Annotated in this window: 22 protein-coding genes; 15 read left to right on the top strand and 7 right to left on the bottom strand. The window is 57.5% G+C overall.

The features are described 5' to 3' along the window. The first annotated feature begins 28 nt into the window (after positions 1–28). The 10 genes from ACJ8HN_RS05720 to cobA all read left to right on the top strand — a co-directional run bounded on the left by ACJ8HN_RS05720 (position 29) and on the right by cobA (position 15522). A complete protein-coding gene (locus ACJ8HN_RS05720) occupies positions 29–346 on the top strand; it encodes a cupin domain-containing protein (RefSeq protein WP_015377878.1) in 318 nt (105 codons plus the stop codon). A 351-nt stretch (positions 347–697) separates the two neighbouring features. Continuing rightward, on the top strand, positions 698–1489 hold the full coding sequence (locus ACJ8HN_RS05715; RefSeq protein ID WP_060420732.1) for an AraC family transcriptional regulator: 792 nt from the start codon (positions 698–700) through the stop codon (positions 1487–1489). 86 nt (positions 1490–1575) lie between these two features. Continuing rightward, entirely contained in the window at positions 1576–3111 is a 1536-nt protein-coding gene (locus tag ACJ8HN_RS05710) for a phospholipase D family protein (protein WP_033653157.1), read from the top strand. 85 nt (positions 3112–3196) lie between these two features. After that, complete coding sequence (locus ACJ8HN_RS05705; protein WP_033653155.1) at positions 3197–4426, top strand: nitrate regulatory protein; 1230 nt, start codon at positions 3197–3199, stop codon at positions 4424–4426. A gap of 268 nt (positions 4427–4694) precedes the next feature. Further along, entirely contained in the window at positions 4695–5957 is a 1263-nt protein-coding gene (locus ACJ8HN_RS05700; protein ID WP_193146282.1) for a CmpA/NrtA family ABC transporter substrate-binding protein, read from the top strand. A gap of 12 nt (positions 5958–5969) precedes the next feature. Further along, positions 5970–6890 carry a nitrate ABC transporter permease gene (gene ntrB / locus ACJ8HN_RS05695; protein WP_060438656.1) on the top strand — a complete coding sequence of 307 codons (921 nt, stop codon included), beginning with the start codon at positions 5970–5972 and terminating at the stop codon, positions 6888–6890. 9 nt (positions 6891–6899) lie between these two features. After that, positions 6900–7697 (top strand): ABC transporter ATP-binding protein, encoded by a 798-nt coding sequence (locus ACJ8HN_RS05690; protein WP_060437860.1) that lies wholly within the window; start codon positions 6900–6902, stop codon positions 7695–7697. 21 nt (positions 7698–7718) lie between these two features. Further along, positions 7719–11918, top strand: coding sequence for a nitrite reductase large subunit NirB (nirB, locus tag ACJ8HN_RS05685; RefSeq protein WP_442523144.1), 4200 nt, complete (start codon positions 7719–7721; stop codon positions 11916–11918). Then, positions 11915–14581 carry a nitrate reductase gene (locus tag ACJ8HN_RS05680; protein ID WP_442523143.1) on the top strand — a complete coding sequence of 889 codons (2667 nt, stop codon included), beginning with the start codon at positions 11915–11917 and terminating at the stop codon, positions 14579–14581. Before nirB ends, ACJ8HN_RS05680 begins: the two co-directional genes overlap by 4 nt. A gap of 11 nt (positions 14582–14592) precedes the next feature. After that, positions 14593–15522 carry a uroporphyrinogen-III C-methyltransferase gene (gene cobA / locus ACJ8HN_RS05675; RefSeq protein WP_126191698.1) on the top strand — a complete coding sequence of 310 codons (930 nt, stop codon included), beginning with the start codon at positions 14593–14595 and terminating at the stop codon, positions 15520–15522. 91 nt (positions 15523–15613) lie between these two features. On the opposite strand, the gene ACJ8HN_RS05670 is transcribed toward cobA, so the two are convergent. From ACJ8HN_RS05670 to ACJ8HN_RS05660, 3 genes are all read right to left on the bottom strand, one after another. Continuing rightward, positions 15614–16555: a sugar phosphate isomerase/epimerase family protein gene (locus tag ACJ8HN_RS05670; RefSeq protein WP_049235082.1), complete on the bottom strand. Its 942-nt coding sequence runs from the start codon at positions 16553–16555 to the stop codon at positions 15614–15616. 10 nt (positions 16556–16565) lie between these two features. Next, positions 16566–17741 carry a Gfo/Idh/MocA family protein gene (locus ACJ8HN_RS05665; RefSeq protein WP_442523142.1) on the bottom strand — a complete coding sequence of 392 codons (1176 nt, stop codon included), beginning with the start codon at positions 17739–17741 and terminating at the stop codon, positions 16566–16568. A 67-nt stretch (positions 17742–17808) separates the two neighbouring features. Then, positions 17809–18732 carry a substrate-binding domain-containing protein gene (locus ACJ8HN_RS05660; RefSeq protein ID WP_049235084.1) on the bottom strand — a complete coding sequence of 308 codons (924 nt, stop codon included), beginning with the start codon at positions 18730–18732 and terminating at the stop codon, positions 17809–17811. A 317-nt stretch (positions 18733–19049) separates the two neighbouring features. Between ACJ8HN_RS05660 and ACJ8HN_RS05655 the strand changes: the two genes are divergently transcribed. Then, positions 19050–20072: a LacI family DNA-binding transcriptional regulator gene (locus ACJ8HN_RS05655; protein WP_442523141.1), complete on the top strand. Its 1023-nt coding sequence runs from the start codon at positions 19050–19052 to the stop codon at positions 20070–20072. Positions 20073–20124: 52 nt separating this feature from the next. Here the strand turns inward: ACJ8HN_RS05655 and ACJ8HN_RS05650 are convergent, their stop codons facing one another. After that, on the bottom strand, positions 20125–20787 hold the full coding sequence (locus ACJ8HN_RS05650; RefSeq protein ID WP_346422086.1) for a hypothetical protein: 663 nt from the start codon (positions 20785–20787) through the stop codon (positions 20125–20127). Positions 20788–20961: 174 nt separating this feature from the next. Here ACJ8HN_RS05650 and ACJ8HN_RS05645 point away from each other — a divergent pair, with 174 nt between their 5' ends. Further along, positions 20962–21342: a nuclear transport factor 2 family protein gene (locus tag ACJ8HN_RS05645; protein WP_033634557.1), complete on the top strand. Its 381-nt coding sequence runs from the start codon at positions 20962–20964 to the stop codon at positions 21340–21342. Between the two features lie 362 nt (positions 21343–21704). On the opposite strand, the gene ACJ8HN_RS05640 is transcribed toward ACJ8HN_RS05645, so the two are convergent. Then, on the bottom strand, positions 21705–21953 hold the full coding sequence (locus tag ACJ8HN_RS05640) for a GrpB family protein (RefSeq protein ID WP_442523140.1): 249 nt from the start codon (positions 21951–21953) through the stop codon (positions 21705–21707). A gap of 263 nt (positions 21954–22216) precedes the next feature. Here ACJ8HN_RS05640 and ACJ8HN_RS05635 point away from each other — a divergent pair, with 263 nt between their 5' ends. Next, entirely contained in the window at positions 22217–22594 is a 378-nt protein-coding gene (locus ACJ8HN_RS05635; protein WP_442523139.1) for a VOC family protein, read from the top strand. 85 nt (positions 22595–22679) lie between these two features. Here the strand turns inward: ACJ8HN_RS05635 and ACJ8HN_RS05630 are convergent, their stop codons facing one another. Next, the gene (locus ACJ8HN_RS05630) at positions 22680–23138 is read right to left on the bottom strand and encodes a YbaK/EbsC family protein (RefSeq protein WP_033648336.1); all 459 of its coding nucleotides are present in this window, start codon (positions 23136–23138) and stop codon (positions 22680–22682) included. A 168-nt stretch (positions 23139–23306) separates the two neighbouring features. On the opposite strand from ACJ8HN_RS05630, the gene ACJ8HN_RS05625 reads away from it, so the two are divergent. After that, on the top strand, positions 23307–23732 hold the full coding sequence (locus tag ACJ8HN_RS05625; RefSeq protein WP_033648337.1) for a DUF2231 domain-containing protein: 426 nt from the start codon (positions 23307–23309) through the stop codon (positions 23730–23732). A gap of 13 nt (positions 23733–23745) precedes the next feature. Beyond that, entirely contained in the window at positions 23746–25047 is a 1302-nt protein-coding gene (locus ACJ8HN_RS05620) for a PQQ-dependent sugar dehydrogenase (RefSeq protein ID WP_033648338.1), read from the top strand. Positions 25048–25092: 45 nt separating this feature from the next. Here ACJ8HN_RS05620 and ACJ8HN_RS05615 read toward each other — a convergent pair whose 3' ends face one another. Continuing rightward, positions 25093–25323 carry a hypothetical protein gene (locus tag ACJ8HN_RS05615; protein ID WP_033653148.1) on the bottom strand — a complete coding sequence of 77 codons (231 nt, stop codon included), beginning with the start codon at positions 25321–25323 and terminating at the stop codon, positions 25093–25095. Between the last annotated feature and the right edge of the window lie 294 nt (positions 25324–25617).

Below are 25617 nucleotides of genomic sequence, written 5' to 3'. Positions count from 1 at the left end.
CTACTCACAGGTCACGAGGACACTTACCATGCATAAGAGAACACTGGCGTCACTGCATTACGAAAACATGCCTTACGATGGGGTACACTTTCATATTTTGAAACGGGAAACGCCTGGCCATACGGCGTTGCTGAAGCTGGATGCGGGCAGCCGGCAACCGGCGCGTTTTCATCCGGGCTGGGTGAAACTGATGGTGCTGAGCGGTGAACTGAAGGTTGACGATCAGACGTTGCAACCCCATGAGATGTTAATCATTCCTGCCAATACCGCCTATACGGTACAGGCCATTACGGAAGTGATTTGTCTGGCGATTTCCGAGCTGGACGGCGCCGAGCTGGCCCGTTGATGAAATAACAACTCTGGATGGAGGAGAGCCTAGGCGCTCTCCCTATCCCTTCAGCATTAAGCCGCCCCCCCGGGCTGAGCTGTCTGCTGATTGATGCGTATACCTCCTGATTATGCCACCGCGCTTTCCCTATCCATCACTTTCGGCCGCGTCGCCCCCGCAACGAGCCGCCATTGCGCAGCGCATGCGCAACGCCTGCGTTTTACGCAGAACGATGAAATTTTGGTGTAAATAGTGAGTTTCTTCGCATAAGGCCCCTGGTGTGGCTTGCGACAGCGTCACTATATGGAGGATCATGCGGCCTCTCTATCAAATAAAAGACATTCGCGTTATCAAAAGGGACAAACGACCATGGGATTCGAAGTCGACAACGCCGAAACGAAACGCATCGACCTCAGCAGCCACGAAAACTCCTCGTTCGAGGTGACGGGGCTGGTGAAACACTATCCGGCGGGCTTCGTCATTCCTTACCACTCGCATAGGCGCTGCCACTTGCTCTATTCACAGCAGGGCGTTATGGCGGTCGAGGCGAGCAGCGGGCGCTGGATCGTGCCGCCCACCACCGCAGTTTGGTTGCGGCCGGGGGTAGAGCATCAGATCGTCATGCAGAGCAACATCTGCGTTTACGGGATTTTGGTCGATGAAATCACCGCCGCGCGTTTGCCGCTGCGCGACGGCGTCTTGCAGGTCTCACCGCTGTTGCGAGAACTGATCGCTCAGCTGGCGACGCTGGCGCCCGAAGGGGCGGAGACCCAACGCAATGCGCTGCTCAGAGCGCTGTTTTTAGAAGAGCTGAGCCTGCAGCCGCAGCTGGCGCTGCACCTGCCTTGGCCGGCAGAAGCGAGAATGGCCGAGATTTGCCGGCAGTTGGTCATCACGCCGGCCGACGATCGCGGCATTGAAGCCTGGGCCGATTCACTGTCGATCAGCGCAAAGACCTTTCAACGCCATTTCAGCCAACAAACCGGCATCACCTTCGGCCAGTGGAAACAGCGCCTGCGGCTGCTGTCGTCCATTCCGCTGCTGTTGGCCGGCAACTCGATCATCCACGCCGCCTTCGAAAGCGGTTACGAGAGCCACAGCGCCTATTCGGTGGCGTTCAAAAAACTGTTTGGCGTTTCGCCTTCGCGCTTTACGCTATAGCCTTATGGCATAGCGCGCTTCTCCTATAGATTGAAGCAACCTAATGACGTATAAAGCAAAGCAGTCAACCTCCGAGGCCGCTTCCCGTGATAAAAATTGTCGTGTATCTGATTCTCGCCGTGACGATCGCCATTATTGCGGCCAGAGTCATCTTTCGTTTGCCGAATATCTCCCAGCGTCTGCCGCAGGCGGCATTGCCGGCGGATCCTGCCGCCCAGCTGCCGGCGCGCGCCGCCGAACTGATGGCGGCGCATCCGGGCCTGAGCGGCGTGGTGCCGCTGGCCAGCGGGCACGATGCCTTCGCCAGCCGCCTGGCGCTGGCGCGGATGGCGGAAAGGTCGATCGACGCCCAGTACTACATCTGGCATAACGACACCTCCGGGCAGATCCTGCTGAAAACCCTGTATGACGCGGCTCAACGCGGCGTGCGCGTGCGGCTGTTGCTGGACGATAACGGCGTCGCCATGGACGAGACCCTGGCGGCGCTGAACGCCCAGGAAAACGTCGAGATCCGCCTGTTTAACCCGTCAACCGTGCGCACGCCGAAGCTGGCCGGCTACGCCTTTGACTTTATGCGCATGAACCGGCGCATGCATAACAAGTCTTACATCGTCGACGGCGCCGTGGCGATCATCGGCGGCCGCAATATCGGCGACGAGTATTTCCAGGTCGGCGACGAAAACTATTTCCTCGATCTCGACGTGCTGAGCGTCGGCAACGTGGTGGCGGAGACCGCCGAGGTCTTCGATCGCTACTGGAACAGCGCGTCGGTGTTTGGCGTTGAGCAGATTATCCGGGGCAAAGGCGACCTTTCCGCCTTCCTGGCGCAGGCCACCGCGACCGAAAGCAGCGAACGGGCCCGCAAACTGGCGGTGCAGCTGGAAACCAGCGCGGTGCGCTTTCGCGATGGCGTCGTCCAGCCGGAATTCACCCAGGTAGAGCTGGTGGCCGACGATCCGGCGAAAGGGCTGGGCAAGGCTTCGCGCGATCGTTTGATGGTGACGCAGCTGAGCAAGATTATCGGCGGCGTCGGCCGGCAACTGGATCTGGTCTCCGCCTATTTCGTGCCGGGCCGGGAAGGGGCGAGCTTTTTTGAATCGCTCGCCAAACAGGGAAAATCCATTCGCGTGCTGACCAACGCGATGAACACCACCGACGTGCTGGTGGTGCATGCCGGCTACGCCAAATACCGGCGTGAACTGCTGCAGGCGGGCGTGGAGCTGTTTGAGCTGAAGCTGCGCGCCGGCCAGCCGACGGGGCGGCAGGAACTCAAACCGCTGGGGCTGTCCGGCGCGGCGCTGCACGCGAAAACCTTCGCCATCGACGATAAACGGGTGTTTATCGGCTCGTTCAATTTCGATCCGCGATCGGCGCACCTGAACTGCGAAATGGGCTTCTTGATCGACAGCCCGACGCTGGCGGCCGACACCCGCCAACTGTTTGATGGCCCGCTCGAATACGCCGCCTACCGCCCGGCGCTGACGCCCGCGGGCAAAATGGTCTGGAACGAAGCCTTCGAAGACGGCCACACCGAGATCCATCAGCAAGAGCCCGGCGCCGGGTGGGTAAAACGCATCGTTCTCATCGTGGCCGGCTGGCTGCCGATCGAATGGATGCTGTAACGGCGCTGCGGTAGGGAAAAGCGCCCCTGTCTCAGGCACGTTTCTTGCTTTATCCAGGAGTCTCCTCTTATCAGCAGGTTACTCCATGGCCCTTTCTGCTCTGAGCTTTGTACAGGCGTCGAAAAAAAGCGAAATCGCGGGTTTGCAGCAGCTGTTGCAGCTGGGTGAACTGGTTGGTGCGGTCAGCCTGATGATCCACGCACTGCAACGGGAACGAGGCACCTCGAACATCTTCTTATGTTCTCATGGGAACACCTGGGGAAAGCAACTGAGTGAGCGGGCACTGGAGGTCCGGAAGGCAGAGGAGGCCGTCAGTCAGTGGCTTGCGTCTCAGGATCTTACCGGCCCCAACCTGGCGAATGCACCGCGATTACTCAGCCGCATTGCCTCGGTGTTGCATAGCCTCAGTACGTTACCGCAACTGCGTCAGCAGGTTCTTGGACTGTCTATCAGTCAGCCTGATGCCATGAATGCCTACAACGAGGTGATTCGCTCGCATTTGTCACTGGTCTTCGAAACGGCGGATATCTCCGGCGATCCGTCAATTTCACGGGCATTGCTGGCGATGTTCAGTTTTATGCAGGGAAAAGAGCTGGCCGCACAGGAGCGGGCCACGGCCGCCGCCGGTTTTGCGGCAGGGCATTTTGATGTCATCGCGCAACAGCAATTCACAGGCTTAATCGAGAGCCAGGAGCGCTGCTTTCAGACCTTCATGGAATTCGCGGCTCCCCGCTGTCTGGCAATGTGGCGGCAGCAGATGAACCAGGACAGCAGTGAATTTGAACGTTTCAGACGAATTGCCTGCACGCGCGTCAGGCCTGGCGGTGAGACGACGGATACCGCATTACGCTGGTTTGACGTTGCGACGGCGCGAATCGATGGAATGAAAGTGGTGGAGGATGAGCTGCAAGCTGCTCTGATGGCCTCCTGCCGCCAGCGTATCCGTGAAGCACAGGCCGCCCTTGCGCTTCAGCAGCAGAATATTGACCAAATCCCACAGTCTGAAAGCCATTACTCCGCGCTACTCTCGCCGCAGCTTAGTCGTTCGGTTCTTGAGCTTGTTGAACAGCAGTCCCGCCAGCTGCAGGCGCTCGATGCCGAACTTTCTCAACTTCGCGTCACGCTGACCGAGCGTAAGCTGGTTGAGCGGGCAAAGGGCCTGCTGATGCAGCATCAGGGCTTAACGGAACCCCAGGCGCATAAGGCACTGCTTGAGATGGCAATGAATCAGAATAAGAAACTTTCGGAAATTGCTGACGCGATGCTTGCCGTGTCTGCGCTGTTAGGCAAAAACGGGCACAAACCGGGCCAATAACTGCACCTTCTGTGTGCAATTACGCTGTGCAGGATGTGCAGTTCCGGTGCACCAGAAAGGGCGTCAAAGCGACAGAATAAGGCTAACCCTCTGATTTTTTTTGATACCGCAGGTTGGCACACAAGCTGCATTCTTTTTAATAGCAACAGCACTAAACCAATGGCGGTTTAGTCAGCATTACGGATAAAGGCGTCCGTTAGCGTTCAGGAAACTGAGCGCTAACTGGACGCTTTTTTTTTTCCATTTTTCAACCTAACGGGAAGCCCTGATGACACAAGACGACAAAAAGACTCCGGGACAACTCTCCCGCCGCTGCTTTCTTGCGGGGAGTGCGGTGCTCGGCGGCAGCATGTTGATGTCAGGACTCATGAACCGGGTCTGGGCTGCCGGTTCCGACACGCCAGAGAAGAAAGAGATTCGCGTCGGGTTCATTCCCCTGACCGACTGCTCCTCAGTGGTGATGGCAGCGGTAAAGAAATTTGATGAGAAGTACGGCATTAAAATCATCCCGAGCAAGGAGTCGAGCTGGGCGTCAGTACGCGACAAACTGGTGTCTGGCGAGCTGGATGCGGCGCATGTTCTGTATGGGATGCTCTATGGCCTGCAGCTTGGCGTGTCCGGCCCGCAGCATGAGATGGCGATGCTGATGTCTCTCAACCAGAACGGGCAGGCCATTACGCTCTCTGAGCAGTTAAAGCAGGCGGGCGTGACGGATGCTGCATCGCTACAAAAAGTGGTCCAGGCCAGTGCGAAGGGGACCTATACCTTTGCGCAGACGTTCCCGACCGGCACGCACGCGATGTGGCTTTACTACTGGCTGGCAAACGCCGGTATCCATCCCTTTAACGACGTGCGCAATGTCGTGGTGCCTCCGCCGCAAATGGTCATGAACATGAAAATCGGCAATATGAGCGGTTTTTGCGTGGGGGAACCCTGGAACCAGCGCGCGATTCAGGACGGCATTGGTTTCACTGCTGTCACCTCACAGGAAATCTGGCCGGATCATCCGGAAAAAGTGCTCGGCACAACCTCTGCCTGGGTGACTGAAAACCCGAATGCGGCTCGCGCGCTGACCGCCGCGGTGCTGGATGCCTCCCGCTGGATAGACACCTCTGATGCCAATCGTAGTGAAACCGCTCAGGTCGTTGCGGCGCGGGCGTACATCAACACGCCACTCAAGACGATTCAGGGGCGGATGCTCGGCGACTACGAAAATGGGCTGGGGAAAACGTGGAAAGATGCCCACCGCATGCGCTTCTTCAACGATGGCGCGGTCAATTATCCGTATCTCTCCGATGGCATGTGGTTCCTGACTCAGCAGAAGCGCTGGGGATTGCTGGACAGCGATCCTGACTACCTCGGTATCGCCCAAAAAATTAACCGTATTGACGTCTACAAACAAGCTGCCGCCGCGGTTGGAGGGATCAATTTGCCATCCAGCGACATGCGAAGCAGCACGTTGATTGACGGCAGAGTCTGGGACGGCAGCAACCCTGCTGACTACGCCAACAGTTTTGCAATGAAACGCTAAGTGAGGCCACAGATGTCCGTAAATTTGAAAACCAATGTCGTCACGTTGACGGAGCCTGCCGCGGTCAGCGTTGAATCGCCCGCCAGCGCAGAAGTGATCACGATCGAGAGAGCCGCCCCGGTAGCCAGAACGGATACCTTTATTGTCCGGCTTCGCGCGAGCGTTCGCCGCTTCATGCAGAAAATGATCCCCGCCATTCTCGGGGCCTTCGTGCTGCTGCTCCTGTGGCAAATCGCCGCCAGTAGCAGTAAAGGCTTCCCGACGCCCGCTCAGACCTGGGAGGCGGCGAAGGTGATTTTTGCCGATCCGTTCTATATCAACGGGCCAAACGACATGGGCATTGGCTGGAATGTCCTGGCCTCGCTACAGCGAGTTGCGATTGGTTTCGGGCTTGCCGCGCTGGTCGGCATCCCGGCCGGGTTCCTGATTGGCCGCTTCAGCTTCATCGCCAGCATGTTCAACGCCATTATCTCGCTGCTGCGCCCGGTCAGCCCGCTGGCGTGGTTGCCGATTGGATTGCTGTTGTTCCAGCGCGCGGAGCCCGCCTCGTCCTGGACCATTTTCATCTGTTCTATCTGGCCGATGATCCTCAATACCGCAGAAGGGGTGATGCGCATTCCGCAGGACTATCTCAACGTTGCGCGGGTGCTGAAACTCAGCGAATTCACCGTAATGCGCAAGATCCTGTTTCCTGCCGTGCTGCCGTACATTCTGACCGGGGTACGGTTGTCCATCGGTATCGCCTGGCTGGTGATTGTTGCGGCTGAAATGCTGACCGGCGGCGTGGGCATCGGTTTTTGGATCTGGAACGAATGGAACAACCTCAACGTGGAAAACATTATCGTCGCCATTCTGCTGATTGGTGCCGTGGGGATGTTACTGGAGCAGGGGCTGATGGCCGTTGCCCGTCGCTTAAGTTACGACAATCACTAGGAGCCCGCGATGAAAAAAGAAAAATCGATTATCAGCGTCCAGAGCGTCACTCAACGTTTTCCTTCAGCGAAAACCACCTTTCTGGCGCTCGATAACGTCAGCTTTGATATCGCAGAAGGCGAAACGGTCAGCCTGATTGGCCACTCAGGCTGCGGAAAATCGACCCTGCTGAATTTGATTGCCGGGCTGAGTCGCCCGACGGAAGGCGTGCTGTTGTGCGACAACAAAGAGATTTCCGGGCCGGGGCCAGAGCGCGGGGTCGTCTTCCAGAACCATTCGCTGCTGCCATGGTTAACCGCTTTTGAGAATGTCGAACTGGCGGTGCGGCAGGTCTTTAAAGACCAGATGAACAAAAGCGAAATGCACGACTGGATTTTGCACAACCTCGAACTGGTGCACATGGAGCATGCGGCCGATAAGCGCCCGGGCGCCATTTCAGGCGGCATGAAGCAGCGTGTCGGTATCGCCCGTGCCTTGGCGATGAAACCGAAAGTTTTGCTGATGGATGAACCTTTCGGGGCGCTGGATGCGCTGACGCGGGCGCATCTTCAGGACGCCGTTATGGACATTCAGGCGCGTCTGAAAACCACCATTTTGCTGATCACCCACGACGTTGATGAAGCGGTGCTGCTGTCTGACCGCGTGATGATGATGACTAATGGTCCGGCGGCGAAAGTCGGTGAAGTGTTACAGGTTGAGCTGTCACGCCCCCGCAGTCGACTGGCTTTGTCGAACGATCCTCTGTTCCACCAGTATCGCCAGCAGGTGCTGCATTTTCTCTATGCAAAACACCGGGCAGTGGCCTGATTCCATGAGGGGAGTTGTGCAATGGCTAAACCGACTCTAATCGTTATCGGCAATGGTATGGCAGGCGTGCGACTGGTGGAATATCTCTGTGAGCTCGCACCAGATCGTTACCGTATCATGATCATCGGCGATGAAAAGCACAGTGCGTACAACCGTATCCAGCTGACGCCGGTGCTTTCCGGTGAGAAAGATTTTGGCCAGATAGTCACGCATGACGCGCAGTGGTATGAGCATCACAACATCACATTGATCGCAGGCACGGCGGCGACGGCAATCGACCGTCACGCTTGCGCCGTCACGGCCGCCGGGCAGATCTATTCATACGATCATTTGGTTCTGGCCACTGGCTCACGGCCATTTCTGCCCCCCCTGCCTGGGGTCGAATTGCCGGGTATCCACGGGTTCCGCACTCAGCAGGATGTCGAAAATATTCTGCAGGGAGCCTACGCAGGCCAACCGGTTGCGGTGATCGGCGGCGGCGTGCTGGGCGTGGAGGCGGCGGCGGCACTGGCGCGGCGTGGAATGCGGGTGAGCCTGCTACATCGCGGCACACATCTGATGGATCAGCAGCTGGATGAACACGCCGGAAAACTGTTGCACGAGGGGCTCTCATTACGCGGCATCAACGTCATTTTGCAGGCTGAAACGGTGTCATTCAGCGCTGATGCCGCTGGCAACGTCAGCAGGGTGAATCTTAATGATGGGCGCGGAATAACGGCGGAGCGGGTCGTGCTCTCCGTGGGCGTGCGGCCGAACATCGCGCTGGCACAACGGTCAGGCTTGCCGTGCGATCGCGGTATTCTGGTGAACCCGCAGCTGCAAACCGCTGACCCGCACATCTCGGCAATTGGAGAATGTTGCCAGTGGGGCGAACTCATTTTTGGCCTGGTGGCCCCGTGCTGGCAGCAGGCTGAAACGCTGGCCTATCGGCTGGCCGGGGGCGATAAAGCCACTTCATTCGAGGTGCAGAATGTCCCGCTGCGCCTCAAGGTCACAGGCCTGAATTTGTTCTGCGCCGGTGAATTACACAGCCGCGATGGCGCTCAGACCCATACCACCTTTGACCCGTTTGACGGGCACTATCGAAGGCTGGTGCTCTGCGACAACCAACTGAAAGGGGTGTTGCTGTGGGGCGATATCAGCGACGGCCCGCAATACCTCCAGCGGATCGGCACGCCCGCTGGTCAACCGTTGCCCTTCAGCGTCTTCAGTCCCGGTAATGAGCCGGATGCCTCTGGCTTACAGCCTGTTAAATCAGAACCGTTACCCGTCGAGGTGGCGAGGAGTCATTCAATGTCGAAACCCGTATTGGTTATGGCCGGACACGGCATGGTGGGCCATCATTTTTTAGAGCAGTTGGTTGCGCGTGAGCTGCATCTGCAATACCAGGTGATTGTGTTTGCCGAAGAGGCCTCGCCCGCCTACGACCGTGTGCATTTGTCCGAATACTTCTCTGGCCGCACGGCGGAATCCCTCTCAATGGTTGAAAAGGGATTTTTCGAATCGACCGGGATTGAGCTGCGTCTGGGGCACAGCATCGGGCTCGTTGATACAAAACACCGTTTTGTGGTCGATCACCAGGGACGGCAGACGGCTTACGATGTACTGGTGCTGGCAACAGGATCCTATCCGTTTGTGCCGCCGATCCCTGGCAATGATGCGCCGGGCTGCCTGGTTTACCGCACGCTTGACGATCTTGCGGCCATTCAGGCCTGCGCGGCAAACGGCAAAACGGGCGTGGTTGTCGGCGGGGGATTACTGGGGCTGGAGGCGGCCAACGCGCTGAAACAGCTCGGGCTGGATACGCACGTGGTGGAGTTTGCACCGCGGCTGATGGGGGTTCAGCTCGACGACGGCGGTGCCGCGATGCTGCGCCGTAAAATTGAAGCGCTGGACGTGAAGGTGCATACCGGGAAAGAAACCCAGGCCATTACTGCTGGCGAGGAGAGCCACTACCGGATGGTGTTTGCCGATGGCAGCTATCTGGAAACCGATCTGGTGCTATTTTCCGCAGGGATCCGCCCACGCGATCAGCTTGCGAGAGCGTGCGGGCTTGAAGTGGGGCCGCGCGGCGGCATTGTGATTGACGATCGCTGCCAGACGTCCGACCCGGCTATTTATGCGATCGGCGAATGTGCGCTGTGGAACGGGCAGATCTTCGGCCTGGTGGCGCCGGGTTATCAGATGGCCCGCGCGCTGGCGGATACCCTGACGGGCGGCGACGCCGTCTTTAAGGGCGCGGACATGAGCACCAAACTTAAGCTTCTTGGTGTTGAGGTGGCATCGATTGGTGACGCGCATGGGCGTACCCCAGGTAGCCAGAACTACAGCTGGGTAGACGGTCCGGCGGAAGTGTATAAGAAAATCGTGGTATCGCAGGATCGCAAACGGCTGCTGGGGGCGGTGCTGGTGGGCGACAGCGCGGAATACAGCACGTTGCTGCAAATGATGCTCAACGATATGTCGCTGCCAGCCAAACCTGAATCCCTCATTTTGCCTGCCGGGTCGGGCGCAGACAAACCTGTGCTGGGCATCGCAGCCCTGCCTGATAGCGCGCAAATTTGTTCCTGCCACAACGTCAGTAAAGGCGATGTCCGTAACGCCGTGAAGAACGGCTGCCACGATATGGCGGCGATAAAAGCCTGCACCAAAGCGGCGACGGGCTGTGGGGGCTGCGCCGCACTGACCAAGCAGGTGATGGAATATGCGCTGTCCGACATGGGCGTCGAGGTGAAAAAAGACATCTGTGAGCATTTCGCGTATTCGCGCCAGGAGATTTATCACCTGGTTCGGGTGGGCAATATCCGCACGTTCGGGGAACTGATTGAAAAGCACGGCCACGGCAGCGGGTGTGAAATCTGCAAGCCGCTGGTCGGATCGATACTGGCATCATGCTGGAACGACTACCTGTTGAAACCGCAGCATTTGCCACTGCAGGACACCAACGATCGTTATTTCGCCAATATCCAGAAGGACGGGACCTATTCCGTCGTGCCGCGCGTTCCGGCGGGAGAGATAACCCCCGAAGGGCTTATCGCCATCGGCGAAGTCGCCAGGCGTTACAAGCTCTATACCAAAATTACCGGAGGGCAGCGAATCGACCTGTTCGGCGCGCGTCTGGAGCAACTGCCGGAGATCTGGCAGCAGCTGGTTGATGCCGGTTTTGAAACCGGTCATGCCTACGGCAAATCTCTGCGCACGGTGAAATCCTGCGTCGGGTCGAGCTGGTGTCGCTACGGCGTACAGGACTCCACCTCGCTCGCGCTGCAATTAGAGCACCGCTACAAAGGGCTGCGTTCGCCTCACAAAATCAAAATGGCCGTCTCGGGTTGTACCCGCGAGTGTGCCGAAGCCCAAAGTAAAGATGTGGGGGTAATTGCCACGGATAAGGGCTGGAACCTGTATGTCTGCGGCAACGGGGGAATGAAGCCCCGCCATGCTGATTTGCTGGCGCAGGACATGAGCACAGAGCAGCTCATTCGTACCGTTGACCGCTTACTGATGTTCTACATCCGCACCGCTGACCGGCTGCAGCGCACCAGCACCTGGATGGATAACCTCGAAGGGGGCATCGACTACCTGCGCCAGGTGATTCTGGACGACAGCCTGCAAATTGCGGATGAACTGGATCGTGAAATGTCTGCGGTGGTGGCGACGTACCAGTGTGAATGGCTGACCACTCTGGCCTCGCCGGATCGCCTGGCGCTGTTCAGACCGTTTGTAAACAGCGAGGTCCCTGACGAAGGGGTCGTGATGGTGAGCGAACGTCAACAACTGCGGCCTGCAACGCATGAGGAGCGCAGCATGCTCGCCGTGCCTGCCGCAGAAAATACGCAGGAGCCTGCACCGGGCTGGGTGGAAGTGTGCAGCCTGAGCGCCATCCCGGCGAATGCGGGAATGGCGGCGCGCCTGGCAAGCCAGCAGATTGCGCTGTTCTATCTGCCCGGTCATCCACAGCAGGTTTTTGCGCTGAGCAATCATGAACCAGACAGCGACGCCAATGTGCTGGCGCGCGGGCTCGTGGGGGATGTCAAAGGCGAACCGGTGGTGATTTCCCCGCTCTATAAACAGCGCTTCAGCTTACGGGACGGCCGCAGCCTGGACAATTCGCCGCATGCGCTGCGAAGCTGGGCGGTGAAAGTGGAAGATGGCCGCGTCTGGGTTCAGCCACAAATGCAGGGCGTTGCGTCCGCCAAAATCATTGAAACGGTCAACCTATGAAAACAGCGTCTCCGGTCGTGAAAACCACCTGCGCCTATTGCGGCGTGGGGTGCGGCGTTAGTATGCAGCCACAGGCTGATGGCTTCGCCGCCAGCGGCGACCCGGCACATCCGGCGAATCGCGGAAGGCTGTGCGTGAAGGGCAGCGCGCTGGGTGAAACGCTGGGCTTACAGGGGCGTCTGCTCCAGCCTGAAATCCATCATCAACCCGTGAGCTGGTCGCAGGCGTTAGACGCTGTCGCACAAGGGCTACAGGCGACGATTGACGAGCATGGACCGCAGTCGGTCGCGTTTTATGGCTCGGGCCAGCTGCTAACGGAGGATTACTACGTCGCCAACAAGCTGATGAAAGGGTTTATCGGGGCGGGCAACATGGATACCAACTCCAGGTTGTGCATGGCCTCCGCCGTGGTGGGTTACAAGCGGGCGTTCGGCGCCGATGCCGTCCCCTGCAATTATGATGATCTGGAGCAGGCAGACTGCGTTATTCTGGTAGGTTCAAACACCGCCTGGGCGCATCCGGTGGTGTATCAGCGGCTGGCGAAAGCCAAAGCGGAGAGGCCGGAGATGCAGATTATCGTCGTTGATCCGCGTAAGACCGCCACCTGTGATATTGCCGATCTGCATCTGGCACTGCGTCCGAGCAGCGATGCGGCGCTGTTCTGCGGCGCACTGAACGAGATGGCAGCGCGCGGAAAACTGGATACCGCTTTTCTGCAGCACCACACGAACGGGGCAGAAGAAACCTTACAGACAGCAAAAGCGTGGAGCCTGGAGAAGACGGCGGACTATTGCGGGATCGCCTCCTCGCAATTACAGGCGTTTTATCAACGGATAGCCCGGAGCCAGCGGCTGGTCACGCTGTATTCGATGGGGATCAACCAGTCCAGTTCGGGCGTCGACAAATGCAACGCGATAATTAACCTGCATCTGGCAACCGGCCAGATTGGACACGCTGGCAGCGGGCCATTTTCGATAACGGGCCAGCCGAATGCGATGGGCGGACGTGAAGTCGGCGGGCTGGCAAACCAACTGGCCTGCCATATGGGATTTACCGCCGAAGAGATTACACGGGTCGGGCGTTTCTGGCACAGCGATAACGTCGCGCAGAGCCCTGGACTCAATGCCATCGATCTCTTCCGCGCTATCGAGAAGGGAGAGATAAAAGCCGTCTGGATCATGGGCACCAATCCGCTGGTGTCACTTCCGGATGCCGATCGCGTGCGGGCCGGTCTGGCGCGTTGTCCTCTGGTTATTGTGTCCGACATTCTGCGTGACACGGACACCACCCGCGCCGCGCATATCCTGCTGCCCGCCCTGGGCTGGGGGGAGAAAAATGGCACGGTGACCAATTCGGAACGCTGTATCTCCCGGCAACGCGCGTTTCTGGCTGCACCTGGGGAGGCCAAACCTGACTGGTGGATCCTCAGCCAGGTTGCGCAGCGGCTGGGGTTTGCGGAGGCCTTTGCCTGGCAGCATCCGGCAGATATTTTCCGCGAACATGCGGCCTTGTCCGGCTTTGAAAATGCAGGCACTCGGGCGTTTGACATCAGCGGGCTGGCGCAGTTGTCCAATGAAGAATGGGATACCCTGCAGCCGATCCAGTGGCCGGTTAATGCCGCACGGCCGCAGGGTACGCCGCGACTATTTACAGATAAAACCTTTTTTCACCCTGACGGTAAAGCGCGGTTGATCGCCGTCACCCCGGCGCTGCCCGCCAGCCAGCCCACTGCGGCTTATCCGCTGATCATGAACACCGGAAGGGTGCGCGACCAGTGGCACACCATGACGCGAACCGGCAAGTCTGCTCGCCTGATGCAGCATATCAGCGAGCCGTACTGTCAGTTTCATCCGGATGATGCGCCGGGCATTCAGGCGGGTGAGTTGCTGCGTGTAACCTCATCCCATGGCTGGCTGCTGTTACGCGCGCAACCCGATCATCTTCAGCCTCGCGGCAGTATTTTCGTGCCGATCCATTGGAACAGCCATTTTAGCCGGCAGGCCCGGGTCGATGCGCTGATAGCTCCCGTTACCGATCCTCTTTCCGGGCAACCGGAAAGTAAGCATATGCCGGTCAATCTGACGAAATGGAAAGCGGCTTGGTATGCAGAGCTGTTTATTCGGGGAGAGGGGATCGCCGCGCCTGCCACCGCCTACTGGAGCCGCATCACCCAACCGGGCGTCACGCATTTTACGTTAGCGGATTCTTCGCTCCAGGAGGAGTGGATGGCGTGGCTGAATGAACATTATCCGCTGGAGGGGAAAACCTGCCAGAGCGCCCGGATGGGGGATGAGGGCTTCAACCTGCTGGTGTGGGCGCAGGGCGAACTGCAGCTGGCATTTTACGGGCGCCGAAGCCCACTGCTGCCGGACAGGCAAGCGATACTGTCTGCCTTTATCACCCCGCCGGACACGGCACCGCAGCGGCTGGCGTTACTGGCGGGCCAGGCCGGCAGCCATAAGGTCGCCACCGGCAAAATGATTTGCAGCTGTTTTTCTGTTGGCGAAGCGCAGATTGTCGACGCCGTGCGGCAGGGATGCCACAGCGTGCAACAGCTCGGCTCAAAGCTGAAATGTGGCACTAACTGCGGCTCCTGCGTGCCGGAGCTGAAAACGTTTATTGCCGGCCAGCTGGCCGCCCTGACGATGGAAGAACGCCCATGAAAACTCGCGACATGTTACCGATAGCGCAAATTATGGCCCTGGCAGATCAACGCAGCCCGGTGCGCCGGGGTGACGTCTGGCTGGTGGGCGCAGGGCCGGGTGATACTGAACTGCTGACCCTGAAAGCGCTGCGCGTTATCCGGCAGGCCGATGTCGTGGTCTTTGACCGGCTGGTGTCCGATGCGGTGCTGGCGCTGACGCCGGACACTGCACTGCGGATCGATGTCGGCAAATCCCCGCGCAATCATCGCCTTGAACAGCATGAAATCAATATGTTGCTGGTTGATCTGGCGCTGGCGGGGCACCGTGTAGTGCGCCTGAAGGGCGGCGACCCGTTCATCTTTGGCCGGGGTGGGGAAGAAATGGCCTGCTGCCAGCAGAAGGGGATAGTGTGCAATGTTGTGCCCGGTATCACGGCGGCAATGGGCTGTGCCGCAGCCAGCGGGATCCCGCTGACGCACCGAAACCTGGCACAGTCCGTCAGGTTTGTCACCGGACATGGCCCGGAAGGGGAACCGGACGTTGACTGGTCCGTACTGGCCGCCGCGCGCCAGACGCTGGTCTTCTATATGGGGATTGCCAACAGCCCTGTTATCAGCCAGCGCTTGATTGCCCATGGCTTACCCGGCTCAACGCCCGTGGCGGTGATTGAACGCGGCACTCAGCCTCAGCAGCGCGTGCTGGTGGGCACTCTGGATGCATTAGGAAAGATCGTTGCAGAGGAGCAGGTCGAATCACCAGCCCTGGTAATTATTGGTGAGGTGGTGGGAATGTACCGGCCGATTGCCGAACTGCCTGAGAATATATTTCCGCAGATGGGCCGTTCTGAACCGGCTTTGCCAGCCAGTCTGAAGTGGCCGGCGAAAATGGACAGCATAAGCGTTATTCTGGAATCATCCTATGACCATATCTGGCACGCAAGAGACGGTCACAATAGCTAAAACATCTAATCGAACCAAGGACACGGGGAGGTTCAATCCCCGTGTTTGTGGTGAGAAAGAGGCGCAGCGGCCATGGCCGCCGCGCAGGGTGTTATTGGCTAATCGATTGCTGCAGCGCCTGAACGGAAGAAACGATGCCGGCATCAACCGACATGGTCAGGTCTTCCATTTCCAGCGACACCCAGTCGTTGTAGCCCATCATGCGCACCACCGAGAAGAATTCCTTCCACCACTGCAGATCCCGCCCGCAGCCGACGGCGACATAGTTCCAGGCGCGGCCGGCCACGTCATCGATCGGTTTGGTCTCCAGCAGCCCGTTAACCTCGACGACGCCGCGCTCAAGGCGCACGTCTTTGCCATGCACATGATGAATGGCGGGGCCAAGGGCGCGGGCCACCGCGATGGGATCTGCCCCCATCCAGAGCAAGTGACTGGGATCGAGGTTCAGGCCCACCATCGGGCCAATGGCCTCGCGCAGCCGGAACAGCGTTTCCGGGTTCCACACCAGCATGGCGCTGAAGTTTTCCAGCGCAAAGCGCTCGACGCCGCACGCTTTGGCTCGGGCGACCAACGCCTGCCAATAGGGGATCGCCACGTCATTCCATTGATAGTCCAGGCAGTTTTTCACCGTGGGCGGCCAGCTGACGGTATAAGTGATCCAGTTGGGGATGGTGTCATGCGGGCTGGCCGGCGGCAGGCCGCTCATCATAACGATCTTTTTCACTCCCAGCAGCCCGGCCAGCTCCAGCGTATTGTCGGTTTGGCGCTGATGGCGTTGCCCCAGTTCGCCGGGATCGAGCGGATTGCCGGAGACGTTGAGCGCGGCGATCTCCATGCCGCGGCTGGCCAGCGCCTGCAGCAGCTGCCGGCGTTTGGCGGGGTTGGCCAGCAGATCGTCGGCATCCAGATGGGGCGCCGGAGACCAGCCGCCGGTGGTCATTTCCACGCCGCGCACCCCCAACTCCAGCAGCCGGTCCAGCATCTGCTCGAAGGGTAAATGGCCCAGGCTATCGGTACAGAATGAAAGTTTCATGGTGCTTTCCTTATTGGTAATTAACCCAGGTGGCGCCGTTGTCGGCGGAACGAACGCAGTTTTCAATCCAGCGCACGCCTTCCAGCCCGGCGTCGATATCCGGGTAGATCAGCGTGGCCAGCGTCTGCCGATCGCCGCGCTGGCTGGCGCTGATGGCGATGGCGAACTTGAGGTAGATATTGGCCCAGGATTCGGCCAGGCCTTCGGTGTGCAGCGCGCCGAGCCGCTCTTCGGCTAGGGCGCTGTCGTCCAGATAGGGCATGCCATGGTGCAGGATCTGGTTGGGCCGCCCCTGGATCTCATAGCGCAATTCGCCGGGGGCAGCGTCGCTCCACTGCAGGCTGGCGAGCGAACCCACCACGCGGATGCTTTGGCTGTCCATCGCGCCGGCGTTGACGGCGGAGGCCCACATGCGGCCGACGGCGCCGTTTTCGTAGTGCATCAGCACCATGGCGTTGTCTTCCAGCGGGGCGCGGGAAGGAATAAAGCTCTGGCGATCGCACAGCAGGGAGGCAATCTTCATATCGGGCATCACCAGCTGCGAGATGTAGAAGGTGTGGGTGGAGATGTCGCCCAGCACAAAAGAGGGGCCGGCGATTTTCGGATCGACGCGCCACTTTTGCGCCTCGAACGTGTCCGCGCTTTCGTTGGCATTGAAACCGTGGGTGTACTGCAATTCGACCATGCGTATTTCGCCGATGTCGCCGTTCGCGATCATGGCGCGCATCTGCATCAGCAGCGGATGGCCGGAGAAGCCGTAGGTTACGCCGACGATCAGGCCTTTCTCCGCCGCCAACGCCTTGATTTCTCTCGCCTCCGCCGTGGTGAAGAACAGCGGCTTTTCGCAGATGACATGCAGGCCGGCATTCAGCGCGGCGCGCGTAATTTCATAGTGGGTGCCGTTAGGGGTGGCGATGGTCACCACCTCAGCGCCATCTTCGCGGTCGGCTTCTTGATCCAGCAGCTGTTGATAGTCGTCATAACAGCGTTCGGCGGGCACGCCGAGGTTGACGCCAAACTCGCGTCCGCGCGCCGCGTCGATATCAAAGGCGCCGGCAACCAGCCGATAGGCGGTGTTGTCGCGCAGTGCGCCGGAACGGTGCTTGTAGCCCACCTGGCTGAGGCGGCCGCCGCCGATCATCGCCCAACGCAGTGGGCGAGGGATGCTTCTTTCACCATTTAACATGCTGACTCCTGATATTGTGGCTTTGCACTCGGGTGCAAAATAGGTTGAAAAAGAGAGTGGCAACGGTTTATTTCTGATTCATCTGCGCAAATTCCGGGTAGTTTTCTCGCGTCACGGTGGCGTAAGGCACCCAGTTGTAAGGCTCGGTTTTGGCGTGATCCAACAGGGCGCGAGTCACTTGCACCGCGCCGATCGCCTGGGCTTTGGCATCCTGGAAAATGGTCACCGCCAGGTCGCCGTTTTTGATAAATTGCAGGCCGTCGGGCGTGCCGTCGATACCGGCAACCAGCACACCGCTCTTTTTGGCCTGCTTCAGCGCCATGATCGCACCGATAGCCATCTCATCGTTGTTGGCGGCGATCGCATCGATCGCTACGCCGTTCAGCAACCAGCCGGAAACCACATCGACCGCTTCATTGCGCTGCCATTTTGCGGTCTGTTTCTCTACCACTTTCAGGTCCTTGTGTTTGGCGATCACCGCTTCAACCGCGCGGGTGCGTTCGCGGGTTTCTTCGTTGGAGAGGGCGCCCATCAGGATCGCCACGTTGCCGCGGTAATTCATTTTTTTCGCCAGAGCCTCCATCTGCAGGCGGCCGCTGAGCGCCGAATCGGAGCCGACGTAGGCCGTCGCGCCGCTCAGCGGCACTTCGGGTTTGCGGTTGACGAAGATCAGGGGGATCGCGGCGCGTTTGGCGGCCGCTATCATCGGCTGGACGCCTTGCGTATCAACCGGGTTGAGGATAATGGCGTCCACGCCCTGATTAATCAGATCGTCCACCTGTTGCACCTGCAGGGCGACATCGCCTTTGGCATCGACGAACTGGCCTTGCAGCTGCTGCGCAGCCAGTTCCCGCGCCATTTGGCTGCGCAGGATAGAGACGAAGTTGAGATCGAAGTTGGCCAGCGCCACGCCGACCTGGTAGGTCTTGGCCTGGGCGGTCACCACAAACAGCGAGCAGGCTAACATCAACAACAGTCTGGTTTTTTTCATTACGGTATCCTGTTGAGAAGAGAGGCGTTGTGTAAAAACAGTGTATTTGCAACCGGGTGCAAAGCAGGAGGCAAAACGGCAATGCGTCTCTGAATGCCACCGTGAATGTCGGCCATGAATAAAATTTGGTCAACAGGGGAAAGGTGAAAACAGCGCTGGCGATCACAAACTGTTTACGTTTTGCACCCGGTTGCATAACGATTTGCAATCGGGTGCAAAAACGGGACATAATTGCAGCAGAAATGCCGGCGGGCGCTTAGGGGATCTGAGCGGGCAGGGTATAGTTTGACTTCACCGAAGCAGGGATCGACGCAACCATGATGAAACACCACAAAGCCACCGCCAGCGACGTCGCCGAAAAGGCCGGCGTCTCTAAATGGACGGTATCGCGCGCCTTTACGCCCGGCGCCTCGATCTCGGACAGCGCGCGTGAAAGCGTGCTGGCGGCGGCGGCCGAGCTGGGCTATCGGCCAAATCTGCTGGCGCGCAGCCTGTCGCAAAAACGCACGCACATCATTGGCGTGGCCATCGACGAGATGAAAAACCCGCATTCAATGATGATGCTCGATATGGTGACCAAACAGCTGCAAACCCGCGGTTATATGGCGCTGCTGCTGAACATCACCGCCGGGGAAAACTACCGGGCGGTGATGGCGATGGCCGATCAGCTGCAGGTCGACGGCATTTTGTTCCTGGCGACGGTGTTAACCCAAGAGTGGGCAGCGATCGCGCAAGATCTGCATCAGATACCGCTGGTGCAGGTATGCCGCAATACGGAAAGCGAACACATTGATGTGGTCAATATCGACGGCTACCGCGCCGGCGAAGAGATCGCCGCGCTGCTGATAGAGCAAGGCCATCGGCGCTTTGGTTACATGAAGGGGCCGGACACGCAAAGCAGCCATTTGCTGCGCATGGAAGGCTACCGCGACAAACTGATGGCCGCCGGCTTTCAGTTGGATCGGGTGCTCACCGCCGGCCACTACGATCGCCAACGCGGTTTCCAGCTGATGAGCGAATACCTGCAGGCAACGCCGGAAAACGAACGGGTTGAGGCGCTGTTCTGCGAGAACGACGTGTTGGCGCTGGGGGCGCTCGAAGCGCTCAGGCAAACGGCGCCGTCGTCTGCAATGGCTGTGGTAGGTTTCGATGATATCGACGAGGCCGGCTCAGCCAACTGGGCGCTGACCAGCTACAGCCAACGCATCGACCGGCTGGTCGAAGAGGCCTTGAATCGCCTGATCGACAATCGCGCCACGGCAGACGGCGCCTGGCGGCACGGAGAGTTGCGGGTTCGGCGGTCGCATGTGAAGCAAGACGAAATTCAGATCGCTGATTGAGTGCATGGCGGATAACATTTCCGCCATGTCCGCCATGTCCGCCATGCTAAAATTATGGCGTTTTATCTGGCACAGAGATAAGCCAGGGTGTAGCAGAGCTATTTTTTATGGCTTCAATATAATTTTCCACCATAATCTGATTTTTTTCAGATATCTCACAAAATATTACCAGTTGGCCGAATAGTTCAGTGTCATCATTGATTTTATCAGGAATTATTTCCGGAACGAATGTAATAGCGCGTCTAGACAACGTTCGTACGGTGAATTTTTTGCCAAACTCAGGTTGACTATCAAACGCATTAACGCCTATTTCAAGTAAATTCAAAGAGGGTGAATAGATGGCATACCATGTTTTTTTATAGCAAAAAATGCCGCTTTTAAATTCTGGCATTCCTTTGAAATCAATTGAATTTTCCGTTTTTATTCGCTTTATGGCAGTTAAAGTATACTTTTTCGTTGAGTATACATCCTTGAGGAAAATGGCAACGCATAAAAAAATAAAACCTGCTGCAAGAAAAGAAAACATGGCAATCAGGATGCCAGTAACAGAAAGATCTGAATTGAGCAAGAGTATTATTGCAATGGCGATAACTAGATATGAAGCTATATGTATCAACCCATCTTTTTTTGTTATGTCCTTCCTGAATTTAACAATAAAATAAATTACTGCAGCAAAGGCTAAACTATAAAAAAAGAGTAATGACCGATCGGGCATGATTCCATTCGCCAAAAAATTGATATTGCGTTTAATTTATAGTAATGGTTTAAAATAAGCAATATCAGGTTTGATTTTCAACCGTTACGGCAGGAATCACATCAGCTTAAATCTGAACACTGTGGAGTTTCTTGCCTCCAGATTTCACGTAGCGCGATCAAAAAGGAGGGCATTTTGACCCATTTTGCAGAGTGGCTTAGCCACATCCAGGCGCTTGAGGTTGAACTGCACCAGCCAACAACGCGCTGCGATCCGAAGCGTGTCGCGGCATTGCTGCATGAAGACTTTGAAGAGATTGGCCGCTCAGGCCTACGTTATGACAAACGCCAGACCGTTGCGGCGCTGGAGATGGAAACGGATTATCCGCAGATTTTCGCCGAAGGTTTTAAGCTGGCGCAAATCAGTGATAGCGCCGTATTGCTGACGTATAAAAGTTTTCAGCGTGACGCGCAGGGCCACGCCGTGCGTTGCACAGAGCGTTCGTCGATTTGGCTTCTGACAGCCAAGGCGGGTTGGCAGATGCGGTTTCATCAAGGCACGCCGACTGATGATTGAGCCAGATTTAAAAGCCGATCTAATGGAATGACAACAAGCCAGGCAGAAGACAGATGTCAGAGGGATAAAGCTGCAGGTGAGGAGAGAAGATGCTCTGGGATGGCCCGGTGCGTATCCAGTAATTCGATTTAACATAATATACATTATGCGCACCAATATAATGATATGTGGATTCTGCCGTCCAGGCCTGATTTATGGGCTTTCTCCTGCAGCCAATCATGCCAGCGCCGGCTTGCTCATGCCGCTGAATTAATTAACCGGCCATAAGCCCGGCGGTCTTCTACTGCCTGGTGTTTGGGTTGCTCAGCAATACCATGATGCTGCGCAGATAATCTCTGAACGCCAACTGTCTGATCGCCTGTTCACTTGCTGCAGCAACGCCTGCCGGTAATGCCGTTCTTGCCACGCGGCGTAGGTCTCATGTCATGCATCTTGTCATTCACACCATCCAACGCCGCCAGGCTTTCAATCATCAATCGTTGGTTTGGCACTGCTGTACTGCCGATATGATGAATTGCCGTTAATACGCCAGCCAATATCTCGCGTAGTTTCAGCGCTGCATCTTTATAACGCGGATCATAAGGCTCGACCGTGATGATGCGCTCTGTCATTTTCCGCTCCAATAATGATGACCGGACATGATTTCAATGGCGCATCTCCGCCGATAAGGAGTAAAAATCCCCTGCTTTTTTGATCGCGCTACGTAAAATCTGGCAAACCGTGGCTGCTACGATACTGCAGATTTCTCCAAAACACGTCATTTCAACGGGCACTATTTGTACGCTAAATGCGCATTGGCGTCCGTTTTCATCGTTTTCGGCGCCCACCACGGCGTTGGCTATACTGAATGGGGACACATTCCAGGAGCCTCCCCATGTTTGACCATGTGAAATTTGGCGTCAGCGACTTTGCCCTTAGTAAAGCGTTTTTCCTCAATGCACTCGCGCCGCTGGGCGTAAAGATCGTTGCCGAAGGCGAACCCGGCTATGGCGTCGAACTTTGTCACGATCGGGCTAACGTGTCATTGTGCCTGTTTCAAACCGATGAAAAACCGGCGCATCTGCACCTGGCATTTGCCGCAAGCAGCCGTGAACAGGTCGATGCGTTCTACCACGCCGCGCTAAATGCCGGCGGCATAGACAATGGCGCGCCCGGTTTACGGTCCAATTACCATGCCCACTACTATGCGGCATTTGTGATCGGCCCGGATGGCCACAATATCGAAGCGGTGTGCCATAACCCGATGAGCTAGTAATTTTTCCAGCTAAAACAGCATATTAATCACGAGATGATGCACGCTATTTAACATAACGCAATTGTGACGTGGTCATTTAACGTTACCCCGTCACGTCAATCCACTCTGCTCCGGTGATGCTGGCCAGGCGTTGTGGCGCAATTCTCACGCCTGAGTTATCGCTGCCGCCTGCCGGAAGCACTTCACCGTAGCGGCACAGGCTGCGATCGCAGTAAATTCTTACCGCTGCCGGTGCGGCAAAGGGGCAAACGCCGCCCGGTGGATAGCCGGTCAGCGACTCCACCTCCTCCGCCGGCAGCATGCGCGCCTTTACGCCGAAGAATTGTTTGTACTTCTTGTTATCGATTCTGGCGGTTCCCGCCATCACCAACAGCACTACGCCGTCGTTCACGCGAAACGACAGCGTCTTGGCGATCTGCCCGCTCTCCACGCCAAAGGCTTCCGCCGCCAGCGCCACCGTAGCGGTATTCTTTGCCAGCACCGTCACCGCCGTTTCCGGCGCGTGCTCGGCCAGAAATCGCTGAACGCGCTCTATACTCATGCCCATCCTCCCGATGTTGTAAGCCATTGATAATGCCGCAGTGAGGGTTTCGGTTTTAACATCGCATGCTAAAAATGAGAATCAAAATTGTTCAAATCGGTGAATCTGAACAAAGCTTTAAGGGGCCAACGCCCTTTTTTACCTATCATTTTTCATGGAGATACCTGCATGACCACGCAAACGACAGCAAGGCCTTCAGCGGTCGCGGTGGCCGTCTATGAATGGCTCAATCCGATACCCTACGGATTTTTCACCGCTGCGCTGATTTTCGACATTATCTATGCCTGCACGGCGAATATTCAATGGGTCAACGGTGCCAGCTGGCTGATCGCCATCGGCCTGATTTTTGCCATTATTCCCCGTCTGATTAACCTGGTGCAGGTGTGGTTCGGCAGCGGCCGGCTGCAGGGGCCATCGGTCAAGCTCCATTTCTGGCTGAACTTGCTGGCCATCGTTCTCGCCATCATCAACGCTTTCGTGCATAGCCGGGATGCGTATGCCGTGGTGCCGCAAGGTCTGGTGCTGTCTGCGATCGTGGTCGCGCTGCTGAGCCTCGCCAACATTCTGCTGGCCGTGGGCGCCCGCGCAAAATAATAAGGAGGTTTTCATGAAGCTATCATCGATCGCGATTGCGCTTTCGGCCGTGTTGGCGCTGGCCGGCTGCGATAACAGCGCCGTCATTTCACCGGAACAACAAATGGGGCCGGATCCGACGTTGCCGGCGGCGCAAGACTTCCTGATGCCGCCGATGCAGGTGCCAAAGGGCGTCGGCTGGCAGCAAAATCAGATGCCGAAAGTGGCCGAAGGCTTGAAAATCGATAAGGTGGCGGACGGTTTGCTGCACCCGCGCCAGCTGCTTACCCTGCCCAACGGCGATGTTTTGGTGGTGGAAGCCAACGGGCCGGGCACCGAAGCGGTGAGCACGCCCAAGCAGCTGATCGCCGGTTTGGTGAAGGGCCAGTCCGGTAAAGGCGGCAAAGGGGGCAACCGGATTACCCTGCTGCGCCCAACCGCCGATGGCAGCTGGGAAAAGCATATCTTCCTCGAAGGGCTCGATTCGCCGTTCGGCGTCCAGCTGATTGGCAACACCCTGTATGTGGCCAACACCGGCAACATCATGCAGTACGCCTATCAGCCGGGCGAAACGCGCATCAGCGATGCGGGTAAAGAGCTGGCCGATCTGCCGGACACCATCAACCATCATTGGACCAAGGCCCTGCTGGCCAGCCCGGACGGTAAAAAGCTGTATGTTGGCGTCGGTTCAAACAGCAACATCACCGAAAACGGCCTGGCCGTAGAGTACCGCCGCGCCGCCGTGCTGGAAGTGGACACCGCCTCCGGTGCCAGCCGCATCTTCGCCAGCGGCCTGCGCAACCCGACCGGGCTGCAGTGGGAACCGCACAGCGGCAAGCTATGGGCCATCGTCAACGAGCGTGACGAGATCGGCGCCGATCTGGTGCCGGACTACCTGACCTCGGTGCAGGACGGCGGCTTCTACGGCTGGCCTTACAGCTATTTCGGCCAGCACGTCGATCGGCGGGTGCAGCCGGCGCGGCCGGATCTGGTGGCGAAAGCCATCAAGCCGGACTACGCCCTCAGCTCCCACGTCGCGCCGCTGGGGCTGCTGTTCTACACGGCGAACGCTCTGCCGGCCGAGTATCGCGGCGGCGCCTTCGTCAGCGAACACGGCAGCTGGGATCGCTCGCCGCTGAACGGCTACCGGGTCAGCTACGTGGCGTTTGAGCAAGGCAAGCCGGTCGGCAAACTCAAAGCGGTGGTCACCGGCTTTGTCTCCGACGACGAGAAGGAACTCTATGGCGCACCGGTAGGATTGGCGGTCGACAAGACCGGCGCCCTGCTGATTGCTGATGACGTCGGCAACACCGTTTGGCGCGTTAAATCGAAATAAGCTCAAGGCGTTGTCGGCAGGCAACGCCGCGTGAAAGCCAGCTTGTCATTCTCGCATGCAAGCGTGGCGGGTATGGCTCAGTGTACTGTGTAACTTATCGTACTCTTCACGGGTAATTTTTTGCGTGGCCAGTAAGGTGCGCAAGGTTCCGTACAGAAAACCGAGCTCATACCCCCGCGCGTAGCCCTCTGCACTGTAACGGTTGATCTCACCGGTTTTGAGCGTTTCAATACCGTCATTAAGCCAGTCCAGTGCGTCCTGAGTGGTCAAATCCATCGTTGCTTCCCCTTATCAAGCGAAAAATAAAAGCCTAGCACGCCCTTGTTATTGAGTATATTTTTGCGGGTTCCATTTTCGACATATCTTTGGAATTTATAACTGGCTGCGTATCCCTTGGCCGCTTTGCATATAATTCCGCTTAAATTTGAATCACTGTTTTGATCTCATTTTCATCAACAGATCGTTGGCCGGAAATAAAAGGTTTTAACATTTCGACATAAACCAGTACAATTCCCTACCCTGTGTTAACCCTTTTTTTAGGTTGATTGTGTCGTTAATTCAGCGTTCTAC

The organism is Serratia sp. CY29653 (genome assembly GCF_052169255.1).
Classification (GTDB): Bacteria; Pseudomonadota; Gammaproteobacteria; order Enterobacterales; family Enterobacteriaceae; genus Serratia; species Serratia sarumanii.
This window is presented reverse-complemented; position numbering and strand designations above follow the sequence as displayed.

What these genes read in the sequence shown, in the direction of transcription:
- ACJ8HN_RS05640 (WP_442523140.1), bottom strand. Translation starts at nt 21,953, where the DNA reads ATGACAGAGCGCATCATCACGGTCGAGCCTTATGATCCGCGTTATAAA.
- nirB (WP_442523144.1), top strand. Translation starts at nt 7,719, where the DNA reads ATGGCTAAACCGACTCTAATCGTTATCGGCAATGGTATGGCAGGCGTG.
- ACJ8HN_RS05620 (WP_033648338.1), top strand. Translation starts at nt 23,746, where the DNA reads ATGAAGCTATCATCGATCGCGATTGCGCTTTCGGCCGTGTTGGCGCTG.
- ACJ8HN_RS05655 (WP_442523141.1), top strand. Translation starts at nt 19,050, where the DNA reads ATGATGAAACACCACAAAGCCACCGCCAGCGACGTCGCCGAAAAGGCC.
- ACJ8HN_RS05660 (WP_049235084.1), bottom strand. Translation starts at nt 18,732, where the DNA reads ATGAAAAAAACCAGACTGTTGTTGATGTTAGCCTGCTCGCTGTTTGTG.
- ACJ8HN_RS05625 (WP_033648337.1), top strand. Translation starts at nt 23,307, where the DNA reads ATGACCACGCAAACGACAGCAAGGCCTTCAGCGGTCGCGGTGGCCGTC.
- ACJ8HN_RS05680 (WP_442523143.1), top strand. Translation starts at nt 11,915, where the DNA reads ATGAAAACAGCGTCTCCGGTCGTGAAAACCACCTGCGCCTATTGCGGC.
- ACJ8HN_RS05720 (WP_015377878.1), top strand. Translation starts at nt 29, where the DNA reads ATGCATAAGAGAACACTGGCGTCACTGCATTACGAAAACATGCCTTAC.
- ACJ8HN_RS05630 (WP_033648336.1), bottom strand. Translation starts at nt 23,138, where the DNA reads ATGAGTATAGAGCGCGTTCAGCGATTTCTGGCCGAGCACGCGCCGGAA.
- ACJ8HN_RS05690 (WP_060437860.1), top strand. Translation starts at nt 6,900, where the DNA reads ATGAAAAAAGAAAAATCGATTATCAGCGTCCAGAGCGTCACTCAACGT.
- ntrB (WP_060438656.1), top strand. Translation starts at nt 5,970, where the DNA reads ATGTCCGTAAATTTGAAAACCAATGTCGTCACGTTGACGGAGCCTGCC.
- ACJ8HN_RS05635 (WP_442523139.1), top strand. Translation starts at nt 22,217, where the DNA reads ATGTTTGACCATGTGAAATTTGGCGTCAGCGACTTTGCCCTTAGTAAA.
- cobA (WP_126191698.1), top strand. Translation starts at nt 14,593, where the DNA reads ATGTTACCGATAGCGCAAATTATGGCCCTGGCAGATCAACGCAGCCCG.
- ACJ8HN_RS05670 (WP_049235082.1), bottom strand. Translation starts at nt 16,555, where the DNA reads ATGAAACTTTCATTCTGTACCGATAGCCTGGGCCATTTACCCTTCGAG.
- ACJ8HN_RS05650 (WP_346422086.1), bottom strand. Translation starts at nt 20,787, where the DNA reads ATGCCCGATCGGTCATTACTCTTTTTTTATAGTTTAGCCTTTGCTGCA.
- ACJ8HN_RS05715 (WP_060420732.1), top strand. Translation starts at nt 698, where the DNA reads ATGGGATTCGAAGTCGACAACGCCGAAACGAAACGCATCGACCTCAGC.
- ACJ8HN_RS05615 (WP_033653148.1), bottom strand. Translation starts at nt 25,323, where the DNA reads ATGGATTTGACCACTCAGGACGCACTGGACTGGCTTAATGACGGTATT.
- ACJ8HN_RS05705 (WP_033653155.1), top strand. Translation starts at nt 3,197, where the DNA reads ATGGCCCTTTCTGCTCTGAGCTTTGTACAGGCGTCGAAAAAAAGCGAA.
- ACJ8HN_RS05700 (WP_193146282.1), top strand. Translation starts at nt 4,695, where the DNA reads ATGACACAAGACGACAAAAAGACTCCGGGACAACTCTCCCGCCGCTGC.
- ACJ8HN_RS05665 (WP_442523142.1), bottom strand. Translation starts at nt 17,741, where the DNA reads ATGTTAAATGGTGAAAGAAGCATCCCTCGCCCACTGCGTTGGGCGATG.